General features: G+C 65.2%; 17 protein-coding genes. 16 read left to right on the top strand and 1 reads right to left on the bottom strand.

The window, feature by feature from the left end; genetic code table 11:
* The first annotated feature begins 44 nt into the window (after nucleotides 1–44).
* Together GD606_RS08665 and GD606_RS08660 are read left to right on the top strand one after the other, a co-directional pair.
* Complete coding sequence (locus tag GD606_RS08665) at nucleotides 45–1304, top strand: HD domain-containing protein (RefSeq protein ID WP_163301115.1); 1260 nt, start codon at nucleotides 45–47, stop codon at nucleotides 1302–1304.
* Nucleotides 1305–1460: 156 nt separating this feature from the next.
* Nucleotides 1461–1955: a CBS domain-containing protein gene (locus GD606_RS08660; RefSeq protein ID WP_163301114.1), complete on the top strand. Its 495-nt coding sequence runs from the start codon at nucleotides 1461–1463 to the stop codon at nucleotides 1953–1955.
* A 19-nt stretch (nucleotides 1956–1974) separates the two neighbouring features.
* Here GD606_RS08660 and GD606_RS08655 read toward each other — a convergent pair whose 3' ends face one another.
* Nucleotides 1975–2979: an HD-GYP domain-containing protein gene (locus GD606_RS08655; RefSeq protein ID WP_163301113.1), complete on the bottom strand. Its 1005-nt coding sequence runs from the start codon at nucleotides 2977–2979 to the stop codon at nucleotides 1975–1977.
* Nucleotides 2980–3439: 460 nt separating this feature from the next.
* On the opposite strand from GD606_RS08655, the gene mraZ reads away from it, so the two are divergent.
* From mraZ to ftsA, 14 genes are all read left to right on the top strand, one after another.
* A complete protein-coding gene (gene mraZ / locus GD606_RS08650; protein WP_163301112.1) occupies nucleotides 3440–3895 on the top strand; it encodes a division/cell wall cluster transcriptional repressor MraZ in 456 nt (151 codons plus the stop codon).
* Between the two features lie 12 nt (nucleotides 3896–3907).
* Nucleotides 3908–4882: a 16S rRNA (cytosine(1402)-N(4))-methyltransferase RsmH gene (rsmH, locus tag GD606_RS08645; RefSeq protein WP_163301111.1), complete on the top strand. Its 975-nt coding sequence runs from the start codon at nucleotides 3908–3910 to the stop codon at nucleotides 4880–4882.
* Complete coding sequence (locus GD606_RS08640; RefSeq protein ID WP_163301110.1) at nucleotides 4879–5328, top strand: FtsB/FtsL family cell division protein; 450 nt, start codon at nucleotides 4879–4881, stop codon at nucleotides 5326–5328. Before rsmH ends, GD606_RS08640 begins: the two co-directional genes overlap by 4 nt.
* 44 nt (nucleotides 5329–5372) lie before the next feature.
* Complete coding sequence (locus tag GD606_RS08635) at nucleotides 5373–7439, top strand: penicillin-binding transpeptidase domain-containing protein (RefSeq protein ID WP_163301109.1); 2067 nt, start codon at nucleotides 5373–5375, stop codon at nucleotides 7437–7439.
* Between the two features lie 79 nt (nucleotides 7440–7518).
* Complete coding sequence (locus GD606_RS08630) at nucleotides 7519–8997, top strand: UDP-N-acetylmuramoyl-L-alanyl-D-glutamate--2,6-diaminopimelate ligase (RefSeq protein ID WP_246299032.1); 1479 nt, start codon at nucleotides 7519–7521, stop codon at nucleotides 8995–8997.
* Nucleotides 8994–10397 carry a UDP-N-acetylmuramoyl-tripeptide--D-alanyl-D-alanine ligase gene (locus GD606_RS08625; RefSeq protein WP_211922099.1) on the top strand — a complete coding sequence of 468 codons (1404 nt, stop codon included), beginning with the start codon at nucleotides 8994–8996 and terminating at the stop codon, nucleotides 10395–10397. Before GD606_RS08630 ends, GD606_RS08625 begins: the two co-directional genes overlap by 4 nt.
* Complete coding sequence (gene mraY / locus GD606_RS08620; RefSeq protein WP_163301107.1) at nucleotides 10394–11470, top strand: phospho-N-acetylmuramoyl-pentapeptide-transferase; 1077 nt, start codon at nucleotides 10394–10396, stop codon at nucleotides 11468–11470. The genes GD606_RS08625 and mraY overlap by 4 nt, the downstream gene beginning before the upstream one ends.
* Before the next feature lie 5 nt (nucleotides 11471–11475).
* Nucleotides 11476–12804, top strand: a complete 1329-nt coding sequence (murD, locus tag GD606_RS08615; protein ID WP_163301106.1) for a UDP-N-acetylmuramoyl-L-alanine--D-glutamate ligase — start codon at nucleotides 11476–11478, stop codon at nucleotides 12802–12804.
* 2 nt (nucleotides 12805–12806) lie between these two features.
* Nucleotides 12807–13925, top strand: coding sequence for a putative lipid II flippase FtsW (gene ftsW / locus GD606_RS08610; protein ID WP_170304563.1), 1119 nt, complete (start codon nucleotides 12807–12809; stop codon nucleotides 13923–13925).
* Nucleotides 13922–15052 carry an undecaprenyldiphospho-muramoylpentapeptide beta-N-acetylglucosaminyltransferase gene (murG, locus tag GD606_RS08605; protein ID WP_163301104.1) on the top strand — a complete coding sequence of 377 codons (1131 nt, stop codon included), beginning with the start codon at nucleotides 13922–13924 and terminating at the stop codon, nucleotides 15050–15052. Before ftsW ends, murG begins: the two co-directional genes overlap by 4 nt.
* A 29-nt stretch (nucleotides 15053–15081) precedes the next feature.
* Entirely contained in the window at nucleotides 15082–16455 is a 1374-nt protein-coding gene (gene murC, locus GD606_RS08600) for a UDP-N-acetylmuramate--L-alanine ligase (protein ID WP_163301145.1), read from the top strand.
* Nucleotides 16445–17332 (top strand): UDP-N-acetylmuramate dehydrogenase, encoded by an 888-nt coding sequence (locus GD606_RS08595; RefSeq protein WP_163301103.1) that lies wholly within the window; start codon nucleotides 16445–16447, stop codon nucleotides 17330–17332. Before murC ends, GD606_RS08595 begins: the two co-directional genes overlap by 11 nt.
* Nucleotides 17329–18246 (top strand): cell division protein FtsQ/DivIB, encoded by a 918-nt coding sequence (locus tag GD606_RS08590; RefSeq protein WP_163301102.1) that lies wholly within the window; start codon nucleotides 17329–17331, stop codon nucleotides 18244–18246. The genes GD606_RS08595 and GD606_RS08590 overlap by 4 nt, the downstream gene beginning before the upstream one ends.
* Nucleotides 18247–18327: 81 nt before the next feature.
* Nucleotides 18328–19554: a cell division protein FtsA gene (gene ftsA, locus GD606_RS08585; protein ID WP_163301101.1), complete on the top strand. Its 1227-nt coding sequence runs from the start codon at nucleotides 18328–18330 to the stop codon at nucleotides 19552–19554.
* Nucleotides 19555–19582 lie beyond the last annotated feature (28 nt).

Raw genomic sequence — 19582 nt, 5'->3', positions numbered from 1 at the left:
CGGGGCTAGGATGGCCCCAGCCGTCAGTCCCCCAAGGAGCCTCCATGGTCAGCGTGCGTAAAAGCCTTTTGCAACTGGTCTTTGCCGGGTCGTTCATGAAACGCTGGAACGACAAGCACCGGTCCATGGATCTGGTGGAGGTGGACAAACAGGCCCACAAGATGATGGTGGCCTGGATGCTTTTTTCGCTGAACTCCGGACATCTGCCGCCGGGGGAGCGCACGGGCCTGGCCGGGGAGATCATCGAGGGCGGCATTTTCGAATATTTCTACCGGCTGGTGATCACCGACATCAAGCCGCCGGTGTTTTATCGCATCAAGGGTAACCCGGCCCACTACGAAAAGCTCACGGCCTGGGTTCTGGAGCAGCTCGAACCCCGGGTGCGCTCCCTTGGCGAACCCTTCTGGGAGCGGCTTTGCGCCTATCTGCGGGTGGCCGAGGCCGACACCCCGGCCAGACGCATCCTGAATGCCGCCCACCTCTACGCCAGCAGTTGGGAATATAGCCTCATTAAGGCCGAAAATCCCTGGGACGAGGAGCTTTTGGACATCGAATCCTCGTTTCGGGACGGCCTGTGGGCCTACCGCGACCTGGCCGGGGTTCCGGAACTGGCCGGGGCCATGTTTGCGGGCGAGCGCAACGCCATCGGCCGTTTCGCGCGCATCCTGGGGCAGCTTCGCTTTCAGACCCGCTGGTCCCAGACCCCGCGCATCCCCGAGACCTCGGTTTTGGGGCACATGTTCATCGTGGCCTGCTACGCCTATTTCTTCAGCCTGGCCGTGGACGCCTGCCCGGCCCGGCGCCACAACGATTTCTTCGCCGGGCTCTTCCACGACCTGCCCGAGCTTCTGACCCGGGACATCATCTCGCCGGTGAAAAAGTCCGTGCGCCACATCGGGGAGATGATCAAGGAATACGAAAACCAGGAGCTCGAGCAGCGGATTTTCACGCCGCTCACCCAGGGCGGCTATTCCGTCCTGGCCGACCGTCTGGCTTATTATCTGGGCATCGAGGTGGGCTCGGAATTCCAGGCCTCGGCGGTGGTGGAGGGCAAGGTGGCGGCCCTGGACGAGGTCGCCCTGGACGGGGCCTATAACGACGACGCCTTCGATCCTAAGGACGGCTATCTGCTCAAGGTCTGCGACAGTCTGGCGGCCTTTATCGAGGCCTATACGGCCATGCGCAACGGCATCACCTCGGACCAGCTTTTGCGGGCCATCTGGCGCATCCGCACGGACTACGCCCAGGCGGTGCTGGCCGGGGGGCGGGTCCATGTGGGCGCGCTGCTGGCTGACTTCGACTGAGTTGCCCGGGAGGCGGCAGGCCCGGGGACGTCAACGCGTTTCGCCGCCGGAAAGGCACGCATTCAAGGGGTGTTCGCAATGTCGACGCACGGACGTTGCGGACACGGCACGAAGACCGGAACGGATGGGAAACCGCCAGCGAACAAGGAGACCTCCATGCTGCGTAAAAGGGCGTTCGACATCCTGCGCAAGGACTATGTGGCCATCGGCCCGCAAGACAGCCTCGGGGACGCCGTCAACCGGCTTTTTGCCCATCTGGCCCATACCCCGGACATGGACGCGGCGGCCCTGGTGGGGCCCGACGGCTTCGTGGGCGTGGCCGACAGCAGCGACATGCTTGCGGCGCTTGGCGACTGCGCCGTGGACGACGGGCTGCGCATGAGCCTGGGGGCCTCGGATTTCGAGCCGGTGTTCGCGGCCCAGTGCCGCACCTGCCTGACGCGCCCGGCCGTGGAGATGCTCGACAGGCGTGACGGCGAGACCCCGGTGGTGGGGCCCCGGGATGCCTTGGTTCTGGTCCTGGACGCCATACAAAAGGCCGGGTCGCGGTTTGCGGCCGTGGTGGACGGGGGCAGGGTGCTGGGGCTTGTCTCCGCCCGGGACATCCTTGGGGAGCTGGCGCGGCTGGCGGAAACGGCGCGCGGGGCGTAAGCCCTGCGTCCTTGCGGACTCAGCGCCGTTCGTTTACCAGGTGGTTGAGCAGAAGTTTGGTGATCTCGGATGGATAGCGTTTGACATCGTCGCACAGGGCCTTGGCCGCCGTCATGGGGTCCATGGCCCTGGCGTAGGGGCGGTCGCTGCACATGGCGCAAAACGAATCGGCCACGGCGCAGACAAGCCCCAGGTCGGAGATGCCCGAACCGCTTAAATGCTGGGGGTAGCCGTTGCCGTCCAGGCGTTCGTGGTGATGGTTCACACAGTTTTCCACCTCGGCGTACTTGATGTCCAGCCGGGCGATCATCTCATAGCCGCTTAAAGTGTGGGTCTGGATCTTCTGACGCTCGTCGGGGGTCAGGGGCTTGTCCTTGCTTCGGATAAACGGCGGCACCTTGCTCATGCCCATGTCGTGCAGGAAAAACCCCAGGGCGGCCCGGTCGAAGGTCTGGCGGTTTTTGGGTTCCTTGTTGAAGTCGTCGGGCAGGCGCATGATGTGCAGCAAAAGCCCGACATAACCGCTGTTGACGGAATGGTTGGGCAGGGTATGTTCCTGGTGCTTGCGTCGGGCCAGGGCCTTTATGCGCGACAAATCCTGCCATAGGTATTCGGTGAGGGTGAAGATGTCCTCCTGCACCTTGTCGTAGACCACTTTGACGGGCTGTTCGAAAAAGGCCTGCATCCGCCGGGTGAGCGCCACCTGGAAGATATCCGCGATCTCGCGCTCCAGCAGGTGTTTGTCCAGGAGCACCAGATCGAGCTGGTGACTGATGTGTTTGACGTAGACGGACTGGTCGGCCCGGGAGACGAAGATCACCCCCGCGTCCACCATTTCCGCCAGTTCCTCGGTCTGTTCCTTGGACAGCCGCTCCCCGACTTTGAAGTAGCTGATGATACGGGAGACATCCTCCCGGAAACGATAGATGTTCAGTGGGGGGCGGAACTTGTTGAAGCTTTGCAGAATATCCCGGTTGATCTGGTAATATTCTTCCTCAAAGTCCTGCGGCAATTCGTCGCTCATGGTGCGTTCGCCCGTCCTTGTGGCGTCTGGCTGGGGAGCGCGGCGTGGCGTTTTCTTGATGAAAACGGCTTGCCGGGTTCATTACTGAACGATTCTGTGCGCATGTAACGAGTTTTCCCCCGATATGGCAACCCCGGCCCTCCGTTTCCCGGGTGCGCCGGAGAAACATGGGGTTTGCGCCCAGTCCGCTGGCGGGCCTGCGGGCTGGGCCCTGCCGCGCCATTTTCTGCTCCTGCCTTGATTTGCCTCCACTTTTTTCATCCACCGCCGCGGTGTTCCCCTTGTCGCTCCCACTTTGGGCCAAAAATGGCCCCGGGATTCCATGCTTTGCGGGCATGAAGGCTGAAATTTGCTTGACAGTGAACAGGGTTTGGAAGAGAAACTGTGGGAAAGAGTGGTAAGAAGTGGTGAGATGTGGCCCGTGGTGGGTCAGGGTGGTTGGCTGGAGCAGGGAGGCGCGATGTTTCGAGGGCATTCCTATCGGAGCCTCGATCCCAAGGGGCGGCTCATGCTTCCTCCGGAATTTCGGGAGGAGGTCTTGCGCCACGACCCCGAAGGACGCCTCATGCTCACCAGCTTCGATGAATGCGTGTGCGGCTATCCCCTTCCCGAATGGGAGGAAATCGAAAAAAGCTTCATGGCCGTCAATGTCTTAAACGCCGCCTTGCGCAATCTCCAACGGCGGATCATCGCCGGGGCCATGGAGGTTGCGCTGGACAAGCAGGGCCGCATCCTGGTGCCGCCGCATCTGCGGTCCTACGGGGCGTTGGACAAGGAAGTGGTTTTGGCGGGCATGGTGACCAAATTTGAAATCTGGGACCAGGGGCGGTTTGAAGCGCGTCTGCGGGCGACGGACGAGAATCTTGACGCGGGCATGGCCGAGTTGGCCGCCGCCGGTTTCGAGTTGCGCCTGTAGGGCCGCGTGGACATGGATGCCCGACATGTGCCCGTGCTGCTGGCAAAGACCCTTGAGTATTTGCGCGTGGTCCCGGGCGAACGGGTATTGGACGCCACGGTGGGGCTTGGCGGCCACAGCGAGGCCATCCTGGAGTCGGTCGGGGGCGAGGCCGAGCTTCTCGGGCTGGACCGGGACGAGGCCGCCCTGGACATCGCCGGGAAGCGCCTGGCCAGGTTCGGCGACCGGGTGCGCTTGGTGCAAAGCCGCTACAGCCGTTTTGCCGAGGTCTTCGAGGAACTGGGCGTCGAGGCTGTGGATGCGGTGATTCTGGATGCCGGGGTGTCGTCGCTGCAGTTGGACGATCCGGCGAGGGGTTTCAGTTTTCTGGCCGACGGGGACTTGGACATGCGCATGGGTGGCGCGACCGAGGGGGAGGCCCCGGCCGCGACGCTTTTGAACAAGGCCCCGTATCAGCGCCTGCGGGAGATCATCCGCGACTATGGAGAGGATCCGCAGGCCGGGCGTATCGCCAGGGCTATCGTTGCGGCGCGGGAAAAGCGGCCCATCACCCGGACCTTGGAACTGGCGGCCCTTGTTGAGGCCGCCTATCCGGCCAAGTGGCGGGCCACGGCCAGGCAGCACCCGGCCACGCGTACGTTTCAGGCGATCCGTATGGCCGTCAACGCCGAGCTTATGGAGTTGGAGGCGTTTTTGGAACGCATTCCTGACTATCTGCGCCCCGGGGGGCGCGTGGCGGTTATCGCCTTCCATTCCCTGGAAGACCGGTTGGTCAAGCGGGCCTTTCGCCGCGAGGCCGCAGGCTGCGTCTGCCCCAGGGAACAGATGTTGTGCGTGTGCGGCCATACGCCCCGACTGCGCATCCTGACCAAAAAGCCGGTTACCCCGGACGAGGCCGAGGTGGCCGAAAACCCGCGTTCCCGCAGCGCCAAGCTGCGGGCCGCCATGCGTCTTGGCCCGGACGAGGCGCAGGGAGGAAGACCATGAGCTCCATGTCCAGGGAATGGGCCTTTTCCATGGCCTTCAGCCTGCTGCTCATGCTGGTGTTCGGCATGGGGCTGGTATGGCTCAACATCGAGCGGGTGGACATGGCCTATGAAATCACGAGGCTTCAGGGCGAGATCGACCAGGCCACGGCGCTGTCGGCCAAGCTTGAGGTGGAGCGCGACACCCTGATCACCCCGGGCCGCCTGCGGGAGCTGGCCGTGCAGTTCGGGCTGGGCCCGGCCAAGTCCGGACAGATCCGCTGGGTCGGCGAAAGCGGGGAGAGCATCGGCGACACCAAGGCCGCCGACGCGGTTCAGGCACGCGGCAACGTGGCGAATGCGGCGGAAAAGGCCGCATCGGCCAAGCCCAAGGGCGGACAGCGGGCAGACAAGGCGGCAAAGGCCGCCCGGCCTGCGCCGGATACGCAGGCCCCCTATGAAAACTGATCGCCGGGTCGGCCCGTGACACGGGACGAACGGCGGGAAACGGCATGAGAAACGGCACGAAAAAAGTGGCGTCCGAGCGCGACCAGAAGCGCGTCAGGGATTGGAGCCGGGCCAAGCTCACTTTTGTGGGCGTGGTCTTTGCGCTTGTCCTGACGGGGCTCTGGGTCCGGGCCGGATACCTCCAGATCGTGCAGGGGCCGGATCTGGCCAGGCTGGCCCTGCGGCAGCACATGGCCTCGGAGTCGGACCGGGGGGAACGGGGACAGATTTTCGACCGCAGCGGCCGACTTATGGCCAAGACCGTGGAATTCACCGCCGTCAGCGTGCGTCCCAAGGAACTCACGGACCTGGACGCCGCCGCGAATCAGTTGGGGGGCATTCTGCGCATCAAGCCGGCCTGGATCAAGAAGAAGCTCGAATCCACCAAGCCCTTCGTCTACATCTCCCGCCGCGTGGACGACAAGGCCTCGGCCGAGATCCGGCAGGCGAACATCCCCGGGGTGTATCTGGAGGCCGAACACGGCCGGTCCTATCCCAACCGGCATCTGGCCGGGCAGGTGCTGGGATTCGTGGGCATGGACGACCAGGGCCTGGAGGGGCTGGAACTGTCCTTCGACGACTGGCTGGCCGGACGGCGGGCCAAGTATGCCGTGCAGCGCGACGCCTCGGGCCGCAAGCTCTATTTCGACGCCCAGGGCCGCGAGCTTCAGAACCTGCGCGGCCACGACCTGACGCTCACCCTCGATTCCCAGATCCAGTATTTCGCCGAGGAAGAACTGGCCAAGGCTGTGACCGCCAACCACGGCAAGGCCGGAACCTGCCTGGTCGTCCACGTGCCCACGGGGGAAATCCTGGCCTGGGCCAACTATCCCTTTTTCAATCCCAACGCTTCCCGAAACATCAATCCCAAAGAGGGCCGCAACCGTTCCGCCCTGGACGTGGTGGAGCCCGGCTCCACCATGAAGCCCCTGATCATCGCCGCCGCCCTTCAGGAAGGCCTGGTCAAGCCCGAGACCTCGTTTTTTTGCGAAAACGGCAAGTTCAAGGTAGGCGTGAGCACCATCAAGGACACCCACTCTTACGGCGACCTCACCGTCAGCAAGATCATCCGTTGGTCAAGCAACATCGGCGCGGCCAAGATCGGCATGCTGCTCGGCCCCAAGCGGCTGCACGCCTATTTCGAGAAGTGCGGGTTCGGCGTCCCCACCGGGCTGCCCCTGTCCGGCGAGGGCAAGGGACTGGTCCGGTCGCTCAAGGACTGGCAGCCCATCGACACGGCCACCGTATCCTTCGGCCAGGGGGTGGCCGTCACCCCCATCCAGTTGGCCCAGGCCTTTTTGATCCTGGCCAACGACGGCGTCAAAAAGCCCCTGAAACTGGTTCTCGACCCGCCGCAGGCGGCTGCGGACGCCGCACCCGTCAGGGTTTTCGACGCCGAGGTGGCCAGGACCGTGCAGCGCATGATGCGCGAGGTGGTGCACGAGGAAAAGGGCACCGGCCGGATAGCCCAGATCGAGGGCGTCGAGGTGGGCGGCAAGACCGGAACGGCCCAGAAGGCCAGCCCCACAGGCGGCTACGGCGACAAGTATCTGGCCTCCTTTGTGGCCTTCGTGCCCGCCGAAACCCCGCAATATCTGGTCATGGTCATGGTGGACGAGCCCGAGCCCAGCCACTACGGCGGCGTGGTCTCCGCCCCGGCCGTGCGCGAGGTCATGCAAAAGACCCTGTCCTACCTCGGGCACGCCCCCGATACCGGGCGTCTGGCCAAGGGAGCCGAACAGACGCCGGCCGCCGCAGCGGTTGCCGACGGGCAGGCGGCAGGCGGCAAGGGATCGGGGCAAAAAACGGATATCCTTCCGCCGCCGGTCATCGACGACGCCCTGGCCGAGGTGGTGGCGGTGCCGCCGGGTCTGCTCGATTCCCCGGCCATCCCCAATTTTTCCGGCATGCCGCTTCGCCGGGTGGTGGAGATTTTGGTGTCAAAAGGCATCGTGCCCAAGATCGAGGGACAGGGGCTGGTGGTCACCAAGCAGAGTCCGGCGCCGGGCGCACCCTGGCCTGGGGTGGAAAAGAATCAGGAATTCGTGTTGTGGCTGACCCGGCCGTCGTAAGACGGGGGATCGGCTGCGGAAACGGCCATGGAAACGGGAGCGCCTTGAAACCACAACGGGCGCGGCAAAGGCGACAAACGTGAACACCACATCGACGCAGCAGCATACGACGGACAAGACGGTCCTGGCCGAGGTCCTGGCGGCCGTCTCCGGCGGGGCCCCCCTGTGCGCGCACTCGGGGAAGACCGTGCCCGGGTCGGTGTTTGTCGCTGTTTCTGCGGACACCGACGCCGTGGCGCGGCATGTGGCCGAAGCCGTCACCAAGGGGGCGTCCCTGGTGGTGGCCGGTCCCGGCGTGGCCCTGCCCGCAGGGAGTTCGGCCCGGCTGATCACGACGCCATATCCGCGCCTGGCCCTGGGGGAACTGGCCAAGGCCTCCCATGGCGCGGACTGGAAGGGATTTTCCCTGGTCGGGGTCACGGGCACCAACGGCAAGACCACGGTCTGCTTCCTGGTGGAGCACCTGCTGTCGAGCGCCGGTCTGCCCACGGGGCTTTTGGGCACCGTGGCCTATCGCTGGCCCGGCGGGTCGCGTCCGGCCACCCTGACCACCCCGGGTTGCCTTGAGCTGCACGAACTTTTCGCCGAAATGATCGCGTCCGGAACCCGGGCGGCGGTCATGGAGGCCTCGTCCCACGCCCTGGATCAGGACCGGGTGGCCGGGTTGTCCTTCTCCGCCGCCGCCTTCACCAACCTGACCCAGGACCATCTGGACTATCATGGGGACATGGAGACCTATTTCCAGGCCAAGACCCGGCTTTTCACCCACTACCTGATCGGGCCGGAACGGGCCGTGATCAATTTCGACGATCCGCACGGCCCGCGACTTCTGGAGATGCTGCCCGGGAGCGTGGGCTATGGCCTTGGTTCCTTTGTTTCCGGCGACTGGCGGCCGCTACGGGGCGAGATCCGCCGCCATGACGGCTCGGGGCTGACCCTGGGCGTCACCTTCGAAGGCGCAAGCTGGGAGATCGTCTCGCCGCTCGTCGGCCGCTTCAATGCCCAAAATCTCCTGGCGGCCATGGGCCTTGGTCTGGCGCTGGGGCTTTCTCCGGCTGATTTGCAGGCCCTGTCGGGGTTTGGCGGGGTGCCGGGACGGCTTCAGCGGGTGGTCAACGACCGGGGCTTAAACGTTTTTGTGGACTACGCCCACACCCCAGACGCCCTTGAAAACGCGCTTCGGGCCGTGCGCGAGGTGACGGCGGGGCGGCTTTTCGTGGTCTTCGGCTGCGGCGGCGACCGCGACCGGACCAAACGTCCGCTCATGGCGGCGGCCGTGTCCAGGTATGCCGATGTGGCGGTTCTGACCTCGGACAACCCCCGCCATGAAGACCCCAAGGCCATCATGGACGACGCCCGGCCGGGGCTTTCCGGCGCGCCGCGCGTCCTGGAAGATCCGGATCGCCGCCGGGCCATGGCCATGGCCCTGGCCGAGATGACGCCTGACGACGTGCTGGTCGTGGCCGGGAAGGGGCATGAGGCCTATCAGCAGATCGGGGATACGAAATTTCCGTTTCACGACGCCACGGTCGTGAGGGAGCTTGCCCGGTGCGCATGACGCTCTCGGACATACTGGCCGCCACGGGCGCTGTGGGCGACCTGGGCGATGTGGGCAACCCCGTCTTTGACGGGGTGTGCACGGACAGCCGGGCCGTGACCCCGGGCCGCCTGTTTGTCTGCATCCCGGGCGCGCGTTTCGACGGGCACCATTTTGCGGCCGAGGCCGTGGCCAAGGGCGCGGGCGCGATTTTGGCCGACCGGCCCATGCCGGAACTGGCCTCGCGCGTGCCGGTGCTCCTGGTCAAGGATACGGTGACCGCCCTGGGACGCCTGGCCGGATACTGGCGTCGCAAGACCACCGCCAAGGTAGTGGCCGTGACCGGTTCGGCAGGCAAGACCACGGTCAAGGAGCTTTTGGCGGCCATCCTGTCCGAAGTGGGACCGACCTCGAAGAACTACAAAAATTTCAACAATCTGATCGGTCTGCCCCTGTCCATCTTAAGCGCCGGGATGGATGACGCCTTCTGGGTCATGGAGCTTGGCGTCAGCATCCCCGGGGAAATGCGCGACCTGGCGGCCATGGCCGCGCCGGATGTGGCCGTGGTGGTCAATGTGGGCGCGGCGCACCTGGAAGGCTTCGGCGACGTGGCCGGGGTGGCCCGGGAGAAATGCGAACTGCTGCGCGCCGTGGCCAAGGGCGGAGCGGCCCTGGCGGGAATGGACCATCCCGAGCTGTGGGACGAGGCCCGGCGGGTGTTTCCCCGGGTTATGGGCATGTCCACAAAGGGGCTTGATGCGCCGTACCGGGCAGCGTATCTGGGGCCCCGGGAAGAGGGAGGCCTTTTTTCCGTTCGCCTTTGCGGCCTGGAGATGGAGCTGGCCCTGCCTTACCGGGGCGGGCACTTCGCCGAGAACATCCTGGCCGCCGCCGCCTGCGCCCACCTGCTGGGCGCCGACGAGGGCGCCATCCGCCGGGGGCTTGCTGCCGCAGCCATCCCTGAACAGCGTTTTTGCTGCCGCCGCCATGGCTGCTTCACGGTCGTGGACGACACCTACAACGCCAATCCCCTGTCCATGCGCCGGGCCCTGGAGGCCGGGGCGGAGATGGCGGCGGGGGGGGCGTTCGTGCCGGTGCTCGGGGAGATGCTGGAGCTTGGGGCGGTCACCCGGGAAGAGCATGTCCGGCTCGGGGAATATGTGGCCGGGCTGCATCCGGCGGCGGTGTTTTTTTCCGGCGTAAGCGCCCAGGCCGTGGCCGAAGGGCTGGCCGGGGCGGGCTATGCCGGGCCGGTCTTCACGGTCGCCTCCCCTTCCGAATTCCTCAAGGCCTTTACCGGCCTAGGACTCACGGGAGGCGTCGTGCTCTTTAAGGGATCGAGATCCATGCGCATGGAGGCCTATGCCAGCGCCCTTTGCCAGGACGCGGTGAAAGGGAAAAAGCGGGAGGGGCGGGAATGATCTACCACCTCCTGGTGCCCCTGGCCGGTCAATTCACGGCCCTAAACGTCTTTCGGTACATCACCTTCCGGTCGGCGGCGGCGTTCATGACCGCCCTGGTCCTGTCCATCCTCCTTGGCCCCCGGATGATCCGTTGGCTGACCAGCGTCAAGTGCGGCCAGTACATCCACGAGGACGTCAAGACCCACCAGTGCAAGGCCGGAACCCCCACCATGGGCGGGTTGCTCATCGCCTTTTCGGTCATGGCGGCGGTGCTTTTGTGGGGCGATCTGACCAACGAATTCGTGTGGCTGACGCTTTTCGTCTTTGCCGGATTCGGGGTGGTGGGTTTTGTGGACGACTATCTCAAGGTGGTCAAAAAAAAGAACAAGGGCCTGTCCGTCCGGGCCAAGATTTTCGGCCAGTTGCTCGTGGCCGGGGTGGCGGCGGTCCTTTTGGTGACCCACCCGGACTATTCCACCAATCTGGCCGTGCCGTTTTTCAAGTCCGTCAGCCCCGACCTGGGACTGTGGTACATCGCCTTCGCCATGCTGGTCATGATCGGGGCCAGCAACGGCGTGAACATCACCGACGGTCTGGACGGGCTGGCCATTGGCCCGATGATCGTGGCCGGGGGCATGTTCGCCCTGTTCGTCTACGTGGCCGGGCATGCCCAGATCGCCAAATACCTCCAGGTGATGAGCGTGGCCGGGGTGGGCGAGGTGACGGTCTTTTGCGGGGCGCTCATGGGGGCGGGACTGGGATTTTTGTGGTTCAACGCCTATCCGGCCCAGGTGTTCATGGGCGACGTGGGCTCGCTGTCCCTGGGCGGGGTTTTGGGGTTCCTGGCGGTCCTTTGCAAGCAGGAGCTGCTTTTGGTTCTGGTGGGCGGGCTCTTCGTGGCCGAAACGGTCTCGGTCATCATCCAGGTGGGCTATTTCAAGATGAGCGGGGGCAAGCGAATTTTCAAGATGGCCCCCCTGCATCACCATTTTGAGTTGATGGGCGTGCCGGAATCGAAAATCATCATCCGATCCTGGATTCTCTCCATTTTATTGGCCTTTCTGGCCCTAAGCACGCTGAAGCTGAGGTAGGGGACATGCGCGACATGGTGCATTCGGGACAACTGGCTGGTCACACGGCCGTGGTCGTGGGGGCCGGAGCCTCGGGACGGGCCGCCGTGCGGCTTCTGTCCCGGCTCGGGGCCTGGGTGCGCCTGCTGGAGAAAAACCCCGCCGCCATCCCCGCCGATTTTTGCCAGGCCCAGGCCTGCAAGGGCGTGGAGATCCTGACCGGCGAGCACACCCCGGGCCATTTCGCCGGGGCGGATCTCGTGGTCTTGAGTCCCGGCATCTCGCGGGCCTCCCTGGCTCCGTATCTTACGGCCTGCCCGGACGCCCAGGTATTGGCCGAACTGGAGCTGGCCTCCTGGTTCGTGGAGGCGCCCATGGTGGCCGTCACCGGCACCAACGGCAAGACCACCACGGTCATGCTCATCAGCCATCTGCTCACCCGGGCCGGGCTTTCGGTCTTCACCGGGGGCAACATCGGCACGCCGCTTTCCGAATACGTCCTGGCTGGCGAGCCCGCCGACGTGTGCGTCATCGAGGCCAGCAGTTTCCAGCTCCAAAACGTGTTCACCTTCCATCCCAAGGTGGCGGTCCTGCTCAATTTTTCCGCCAACCACCTGGACTGGCACGCGGACATGGACGAATACCTGGCCGCCAAGCTCAGGCTTTTCGCCATGCAGGGGCCGCCGGACCTGGCCATCGTCCCGGCCGATCTGGACTATCTGCTCACCGGCCGGGCGTTCACCAAGGCCCGCATCGAGACCTTCGCCGCCTCGGATCGCTTCCGCTGCCCGAGGCTCCTTGGCCGCCACAACCAGGCCGACATGGAGGCCGCCTTCGCCGCCGTACGGCCCTTCGGGGTCACGCAGGAGCTGGCCGAAACCGCTTTTTTCGACTTCGCCCCGGCCCCGCACCGCATCCAGGTTTTGGGGGAGAAACGCGGCGTGATCTTTGTGGACGACTCCAAGGCCACCACGGTTACGGCCATGCGCGCGGCCATTGAGACCTTCGACAGGCCCGTACATCTTTTGGCCGGGGGGGTGTTCAAGGGCGGCGATCTGGAAGGGATGATCACCCTTTTGCGGGAGCGGGTCAAAAGCGTGGGGCTTTTCGGCGGCAGCCGGGAGATTTTCGAGTCCGCCTGGCAGGGCGCGCTGCCCCTGGAGTGGTCGGCGACCCTGGCCGAGGCGGTGGAGAAGCTCTACGCCAGGGCCCTCTCCGGCGAGGTGATCCTTTTGTCCCCGGCAACCTCCAGCTTCGACCTGTATAGCAGCTACAAGGCCCGTGGCAGGGATTTCCAGGCGGTGTTCGCCGCGTTGCCGGGCGCGCCCGAGTCCCCAACCGGAGAAAAGCCATGAGCATGCAGACCGGAACCGAACTGTCCGGCCAGCAAAACGGCATGGACTATTGGCTGTTGGGCGCGACTCTGGTCCTGGCCGGGCTGGGGCTGATCATGGTGTTGTCGGCCAGCGGGGTCATGGCCGAGCGGGCCATGGAGAGCAAATACTTCTATTTCCGCAAGCAGGCCATGTACGCCCTGGTGGGGCTTGTGGTCATGCTCTTTTTCGCCAAGATGCCCAAAAAACTCATGTACGCCCCGGTGTATCTGTGGCTTTTCGCCATTATCGGGCTGTTATGCCTGACGCTCATTCCGCCGTTTTCGGTCAAGGCCGGCGGCGCGCGGCGCTGGCTGTCCCTGGGCGGGGTCTCCATCCAGCCCATGGAGCTTGCCAAAGTGGCCCTGGTCTTCTATCTGGCCTATTTTTTCAGCCAGAAGCAGAAGCTGGTGCGGTCGTTCAGCGTGGGATTCATCCCTCCCGTCGTGGTCACCGGGGGGCTTGGGCTGATCCTCCTTTTGCAGCCCGATTTCGGCGGCGCGGTTTTTCTGGGCATGCTCTTTTTTCTCATGAGCCTGGTGGGCGGCACCCGGATGACCTATCTTTTCGTGTCCGTGCTCTTCGGAGCCGGGGCCATTGGCCTTCTCATCGTGCAGTCGCCCTACCGGTTCAAACGCTGGTTCGCCTTCCTCGATCCTTTTAAGGATCCCCAGAACGTGGGCTACCAGTTGGTGCAGTCCTTCTACGCCTTCGGGTCCGGCGGCATCACCGGGGCCGGGTTCGGTTCGGGCAAGCAGAAGCTTTTCTATCTGCCCGAGGCCCATACGGACTTCGTCATGGCCGTTTTAGGCGAGGAAATGGGCTTTATCGGCGTGTCCATGGTCTTTTTGTGCATCGCGATCCTTTTGTGGCGGGCTTTTCGCATCGCCCTGTCCCAGGACGATCTGCGCGACCGGTTCACGGCCTACGGCATGGCCCTGGTGCTGGGGCTCGGCTTTCTGCTCAATCTGGCCGTGGTCCTGGGCTGCGTGCCGCCCAAGGGCGTGGCCATGCCTTTTTTAAGCTACGGCGGATCGTCTCTGGTGGCCTGCTTTTTGTGCGTCGGGGTGCTGCTCAACCTCTCCAGGAGGCAGACGCCATGAAGCGGCTGGCCATCACCACGGGCGGCACCGGCGGGCACATCTTCCCCGCCCTGGCCGTGGCCCAGGCCCTCCGGGTCATGCACCCGGGGTTGGAGGTCGCCTTCGTGGGCGGCCATGGCCCTGAGGCCGTTTTGGCCCGCAAGGCCGGACTGCGCTTCGTGTCCCTTCCGGCCAAAGGGGTGTTCGGCCGGGGCCTGCGGGGTTTTGCGGAAGGGGTCTTGTCCACCCGGGCCATCATCATGGCCATGGGGTTTTACCGCACGTTTCGGCCCGACCTGGTGGCTGGATTCGGCGGCTACGCTAGCTTTTTTCCGGTCGTGGCGGCGCGGCTTCTGGGCATCCCCACGGCCCTGCACGAGCAAAACAGCGTTCCCGGGGTGACCAACAAGCTTTTAGGGAAAATCGTCTCCAGGGTCTTCGTCACCTATCCTGACGAGGCCGGGGTCTTTCCCGCAGGAAAGACCGTGCACACCGGCAACCCCGTGCGCCACGACATCGCGGCCATGTGGCAGGCCCCGGCCAAGGATGACGCTGGTTCGCGAAATGTCCTGGTTCTGGGCGGCAGCCAGGGGGCCCAGGCCATCAATACCGCCGTGCTGGCGGCCCTTCCCAGGCTGCTCGATTCCGGCATCAAGGTGACCATCCAGACCGGCCGGGCCGATTTCGAGCGGGTGGCCGAGGCGGCGGGCGAGACGTCCGAGGCCCGGCGTGCGGCGGGCCGCGCCGAGCCGGGGGAGTTGGCCATTGAAAATTTCATCGAGGACATGGCTGCCGCCTATGCCTGGGCCGACCTGATCATCGCCCGTTCCGGGGCCAGCACCCTGGCCGAGATCACCTCGGCCAAAAAGCCCGCCATCCTGATACCCTTTCCCTTCGCCACCCACGACCACCAGACGGTGAACGCCTCGTTTATGGCCAAGGCCGGGGCGGCGGTGGTCATCGATCAGAAACGCCTGGACCCGGCATCGCTGGCCGATCTGGTGCTGAACCTCTTTGATCATCCCGAGCGGCTTTCGGCCATGGCCCTGGCCGCCGGGAAACTGGCCGCCCCCAGGGCGGCCGAGACCATCGCCCACGAGTTGTCGGCCCTGGCCGCCTCGCGGACGTGCACCGGAGGCCGGTCATGAGCGGGCTTGATGCAGCAGGAAAGGGCGGCATGCGCACCAAGGTGCGGCGCATCCACATGGTGGGCATCGGCGGCTCGGGCATGAGCGGCATCGCCGAGGTGCTCTTAAATCTCGGCTATGACGTGGGCGGCTCGGATCTGGCCTACGGCCCGGTGGTCAAACGCTTAAAGCAGCTTGGCGCGGACATCGCCATCGGCCATGGCCGGGAGAACGTCGGTCAGGCCGACGTGGTGGTGCGCTCCTCGGCCGTGGCCGCCGATAATCCGGAGCTGGTGGAGGCGCGGTCCCGGGGCATCCCCATCATCCCCCGGGCCGAGATGCTGGCCGAGCTCATGCGTCTGCGTACGGGCATCGCCGTGGCCGGAACCCACGGCAAGACCACCACCACCTCCCTTTTGGCCACCATCTTCACCGAGGCCGGTCTTGACCCCACGGTCATCATCGGCGGCCGCTTAAACGCCTACGGGGCCGGGGCGCGCCTGGGCGAGGGCGAATACCTCATCGCCGAGGCCGACGAGTCCGACGGCTCCTTTTTGTGCCTGTCGCCCATCACCACCGTGGTCACCAACGTGGACGCCGACCACCTGGACTTTTATTCCGGCCAGCAGGCCATCGACGACGCCTTTGTGCGGTTTTTAAACGCCATCCCCTTTTACGGCGTCAACGTGGTCTGCCTGGACGATCCAGGCGTGGCCAGGCTTCTGCCCCGCGTCAACCGGCCGGTTTTGACCTACGGATTCGGCGACAAGGCCAGGCTGCGCGGCAACATCCTGCGCTTGGGCTCGTCGAGCCGCTTCGAGGTGTTTCTTGATGGCGCGTTTCTGGCCGAGATGCGCCTGAACCATCCGGGCCGCCACAACGTGCAAAACGCCCTGGGGGCCCTGGGCGTGGCCCTGGAGGCGGGCATCCCGGCGGACACCGTGGCCGGGGCGTTCAGCAAATTCGCCGGCGTGGGTCGGCGCTTCGAGCTCAAGGGGGCGGCGGCCGGGGTCACGGTGGTGGACGACTACGGCCACCATCCGGCCGAGATCCGGGCCACCCTGGCCACGGCCAGGAGCTGCTATCCGGACAAGCGGCTGGTGGTGGTCTTTCAGCCCCATCGCTTCACCCGCACCCAGGCCCTTTTCGGTGAGTTCTGCCGCTGCTTCGAGGGCGTGGACGAACTCGTCCTGACCGAGATCTATCCGGCCTCGGAGTCGCCCATCCCCGGCGTCTCCGGCGAGAGCCTGGCCCAGGGCATCCGCCAGGTGAGCAAGACCAAGGTGTCGTTTTATCCGGACTTCGCCGCCGTTGAGGAGGCCCTGCCGGACGTGCTGGCCTCGGGCGACCTCCTTTTGACCCTGGGCGCGGGCAACGTGTGGCAGGTGGGACAGCATTTTCTGGAGCGGGAAGGTGGGGCTTGAAATCCTTGACGGGCCGCCTCTGGCCCGACGCACGACCCTTGGCCTGGGGGGAAAGACCCGGGCTGAGATCCGGGCGGCGGCCCTGGCCGACCTGGACGGGCTGGCGGACGCCCTGGCCCGCGTCGGCGCAAGGCCCCTGGCCCTGGGCGGCGGCAGCAACCTCCTGGCCGTGGACCGGGAGCTTGATGTGGCCGTGGTCAGCCTTTCGCGCGGCGACGACCCGGAGCCAGTCCCCGGCGCGCCGCACGGCCGGGTCCGGGTTGCGGCCTGGGGCGGCCTCAGGCTGGGACGGCTGGTGTCCTGGTGCAGTCGGCACGGGCTGGCGGGCATCTCGGGGATGGCCGGTATTCCGGGGAGCGTCGGCGGGGCCGTGGCCGGAAACGCCGGGTCGTATGGCCGGGACATGGCCGGGGTTTTGGCCGGGGTCTGGGCCTGGACGCCAAAGGATGGGGTGGAGTTTTTCGGGCCGGACAGGTTTACTGCGGGCTACCGCCGGTTTTCGCTTACGGGCGTTACGGGGTTTTTCATGATCGCCCGGGTTCTTTTCGATTTTTCCGTCGCGGCCGAGGCGGTTGTCAGGCAGGAGGCCCGGGCCGCACTGGAGAAAAAAAAGGCCACCCAGCCCATCGCGGCGGCCACGGCCGGGTGCCTGTTCAAAAACCCCCCCGGCGAGAGCGCCGGGAGGCTCCTGGATCTGGCCGGGTTTCGGGGGAGGCGTCTGGGAGGCATGGAGTTTTCCGCCATGCACGCCAATTTTCTGGTCAATCGCGGCGGGGGGGCGAGCGACGAGGCCTTTGCGTTGATCGATGCGGCCCGGGAGGCGGTGCGGTCGAAGTTCGGCCATGAACTGGAGCTTGAGGTGAGGGTGGTGTCATGAGCGTGCGGGTTGGCGGCATCTCCGGTGGCATAGCCATCTCCAAGAAGCGAAAAAACGCCTACAGCGTGGCCGCGCCGGTCAAACCGTCCCCGACGCGCGGTTGGCGCCTGGGCGGCAACCGCAACCGCGCCCTGGCTGCCGCCCGGTTTTCCCAGCCGCGAGCTTCCAGGGTCAGCTTCAGCTCCGTGGGCGGGTTTTTCGCCAGGATCATGACCATGGGATTCGCCGCAGCGGTCATTGTGGCCGTCAGCGTCGGTCTTTTGGCCGGATATCGCTGGCTGACCACGGTGAATTATTTCGATCTGACCAACGTGGACATCGCCGGGGTCTCCCGGCTGTCTCAGGATCATGTGCGGGCCCTAGCCGAGATCGCCCCGGGCGACAACCTGCTGTCCCTGGACATGGAACAAATTCGTCTGGCGCTGACGCGAGACCCGTGGATCGAATCGGCAACGGTCAAGCGGGTTTTGCCGGGATCGTTGTCCATCCAGATCGTGGAACGCGTGCCAGCCTATCTTGTGCATCATCAGGGCGGCCTTTATTATTGCGACGAATCCGGCCGCCTGATCGACAGGGTGGAGGCGGGAACCTTCGTTTCCCTGCCCCAGATCGAGGTCGAGGCCGGAATGGAAAAGCGTCTGGCCCTGTTGGCCGAGCTCAAAAGGACCGTCGGCGAGCACCGCGCCCCGTTCCGTTTCAGCCAGGTGGGTTGGATACGTTTGAGTTGGGGACGCGGGCTTGAGGTCCAGCTTATGGACTCGGACATCCTCATGTGCATCGGCTCGGAAAACTGGATGCAGAACCTGCATCGCCTAAACCTCGTGTGGGCCGATCTCAAGCGGCGCGGGGAGCTGGACAAGGTTGGGGTCATCACCGCCCAGGACGACAAGGTCTGGGTGGAAAAAAAGTCATAGTCGCAACGGTCCCGTCTTTCGGCGTGGGGGCGTTCGGGGACGGGGCGGCGAACATCGTGGAGACAGGAAGGGGAGGAGGCCATGGCCAAGTCGGAACTCATTGTCGGACTGGATATCGGAACCACCAAGATCTGCGTGGTGGTGGGCGAATTGTCGCCCGAGGGCGTGGACGTGGTGGGCATCGGCACCGCCCAGTCCAACGGATTGCGCAAGGGCGTGGTGGTCAACATCGAGCAGACCGTGCAGTCCATCAAAAAGGCCCTGGAAGAGGCCGAGCTCATGGCCGGGTGCGAGATTCGCTCGGTCTATGCGGGCATCGCCGGGAGCCACATCAAGGGCTTCAACAGCCACGGGGTCATCGCCGTCAAGGGCGGCGAGGTGGGGCAGCGCGACGTGGAGCGGGTCATCGACGCGGCCAAGGCCGTGGCCATCCCGCTGGACCGCGAGGTCATCCACATCCTGCCCCAGGAATTCATCGTGGACGACCAGCGCGGCATCGCCGACCCCTTAGGGATGGCCGGGGTGCGCCTGGAGGTCAAGGTCCACATCGTCACCGGCGCGGTGACCAGCGCCCAGAACATCATCCGCTCCTGCCACCGGGCGGGCCTGGACGTCTCGGACATCGTGCTCGAGTCCCTGGCCTCGGCCAAGGCGGTCCTGACCGACGAGGAGCGCGAGATCGGCGTGGCCCTGGTGGATCTGGGCGGCGGCACCACGGACGTGGCCCTTTTCGCCAACGATTCCATCAAGCACACGGCCGTGTTGGCCCTGGGCGGCACCAACCTGACCAACGACATCGCCTTCGGGCTGCGCACGCCCATGGCCAGCGCCGAGGCCATCAAGGTGAAATATGGTTGCGCCCTGGCCGACCTGGTGCAAAAAGACGAGGTCATCGAGGTCACAAGCGTGGGCGGCCGGGAACCGCGCCGCTTGTCGCGCCAGGTGTTGGCCGAGATCTGCGAGCCCAGGGTGGAGGAGATGCTGGCCTTGGTTGACCAGGAGCTCATCCGTTCCGGCATGAAGGGCTTAATCGGCGCGGGCGTGGTCTTAACCGGCGGCACGGCGCTGATCGAAGGCATCCAGGAGCTTGGCGAGCAGATTTTCAACCTGCCCACCCGGGTGGCCTACCCGGACAAGGTGGGCGGCTTAAAAGACGTGGTTCACAGCCCCAAGTACGCCACGGCGGTGGGGCTTCTCATGTACGGCGCCGAAAAAGAGGGTGTGGAGCAGCGGTTCCGCATCCGCGACGAGAATGTTTTCAATCGCATTCTGGGGAGGATGCGCAAGTGGTTTGTTGATGTGAAGTAGGGCGGCTGGGGTTTTTTCGGGGAGCATT

Source organism: Desulfolutivibrio sulfodismutans DSM 3696 (assembly GCF_013376455.1).
In the GTDB taxonomy this organism is placed as follows: Bacteria; Desulfobacterota; Desulfovibrionia; order Desulfovibrionales; family Desulfovibrionaceae; genus Desulfolutivibrio; species Desulfolutivibrio sulfodismutans.
The sequence above is the reverse complement of the archived record's forward strand: the minus strand, read 5'-3'. Positions and strand labels throughout refer to the sequence as shown.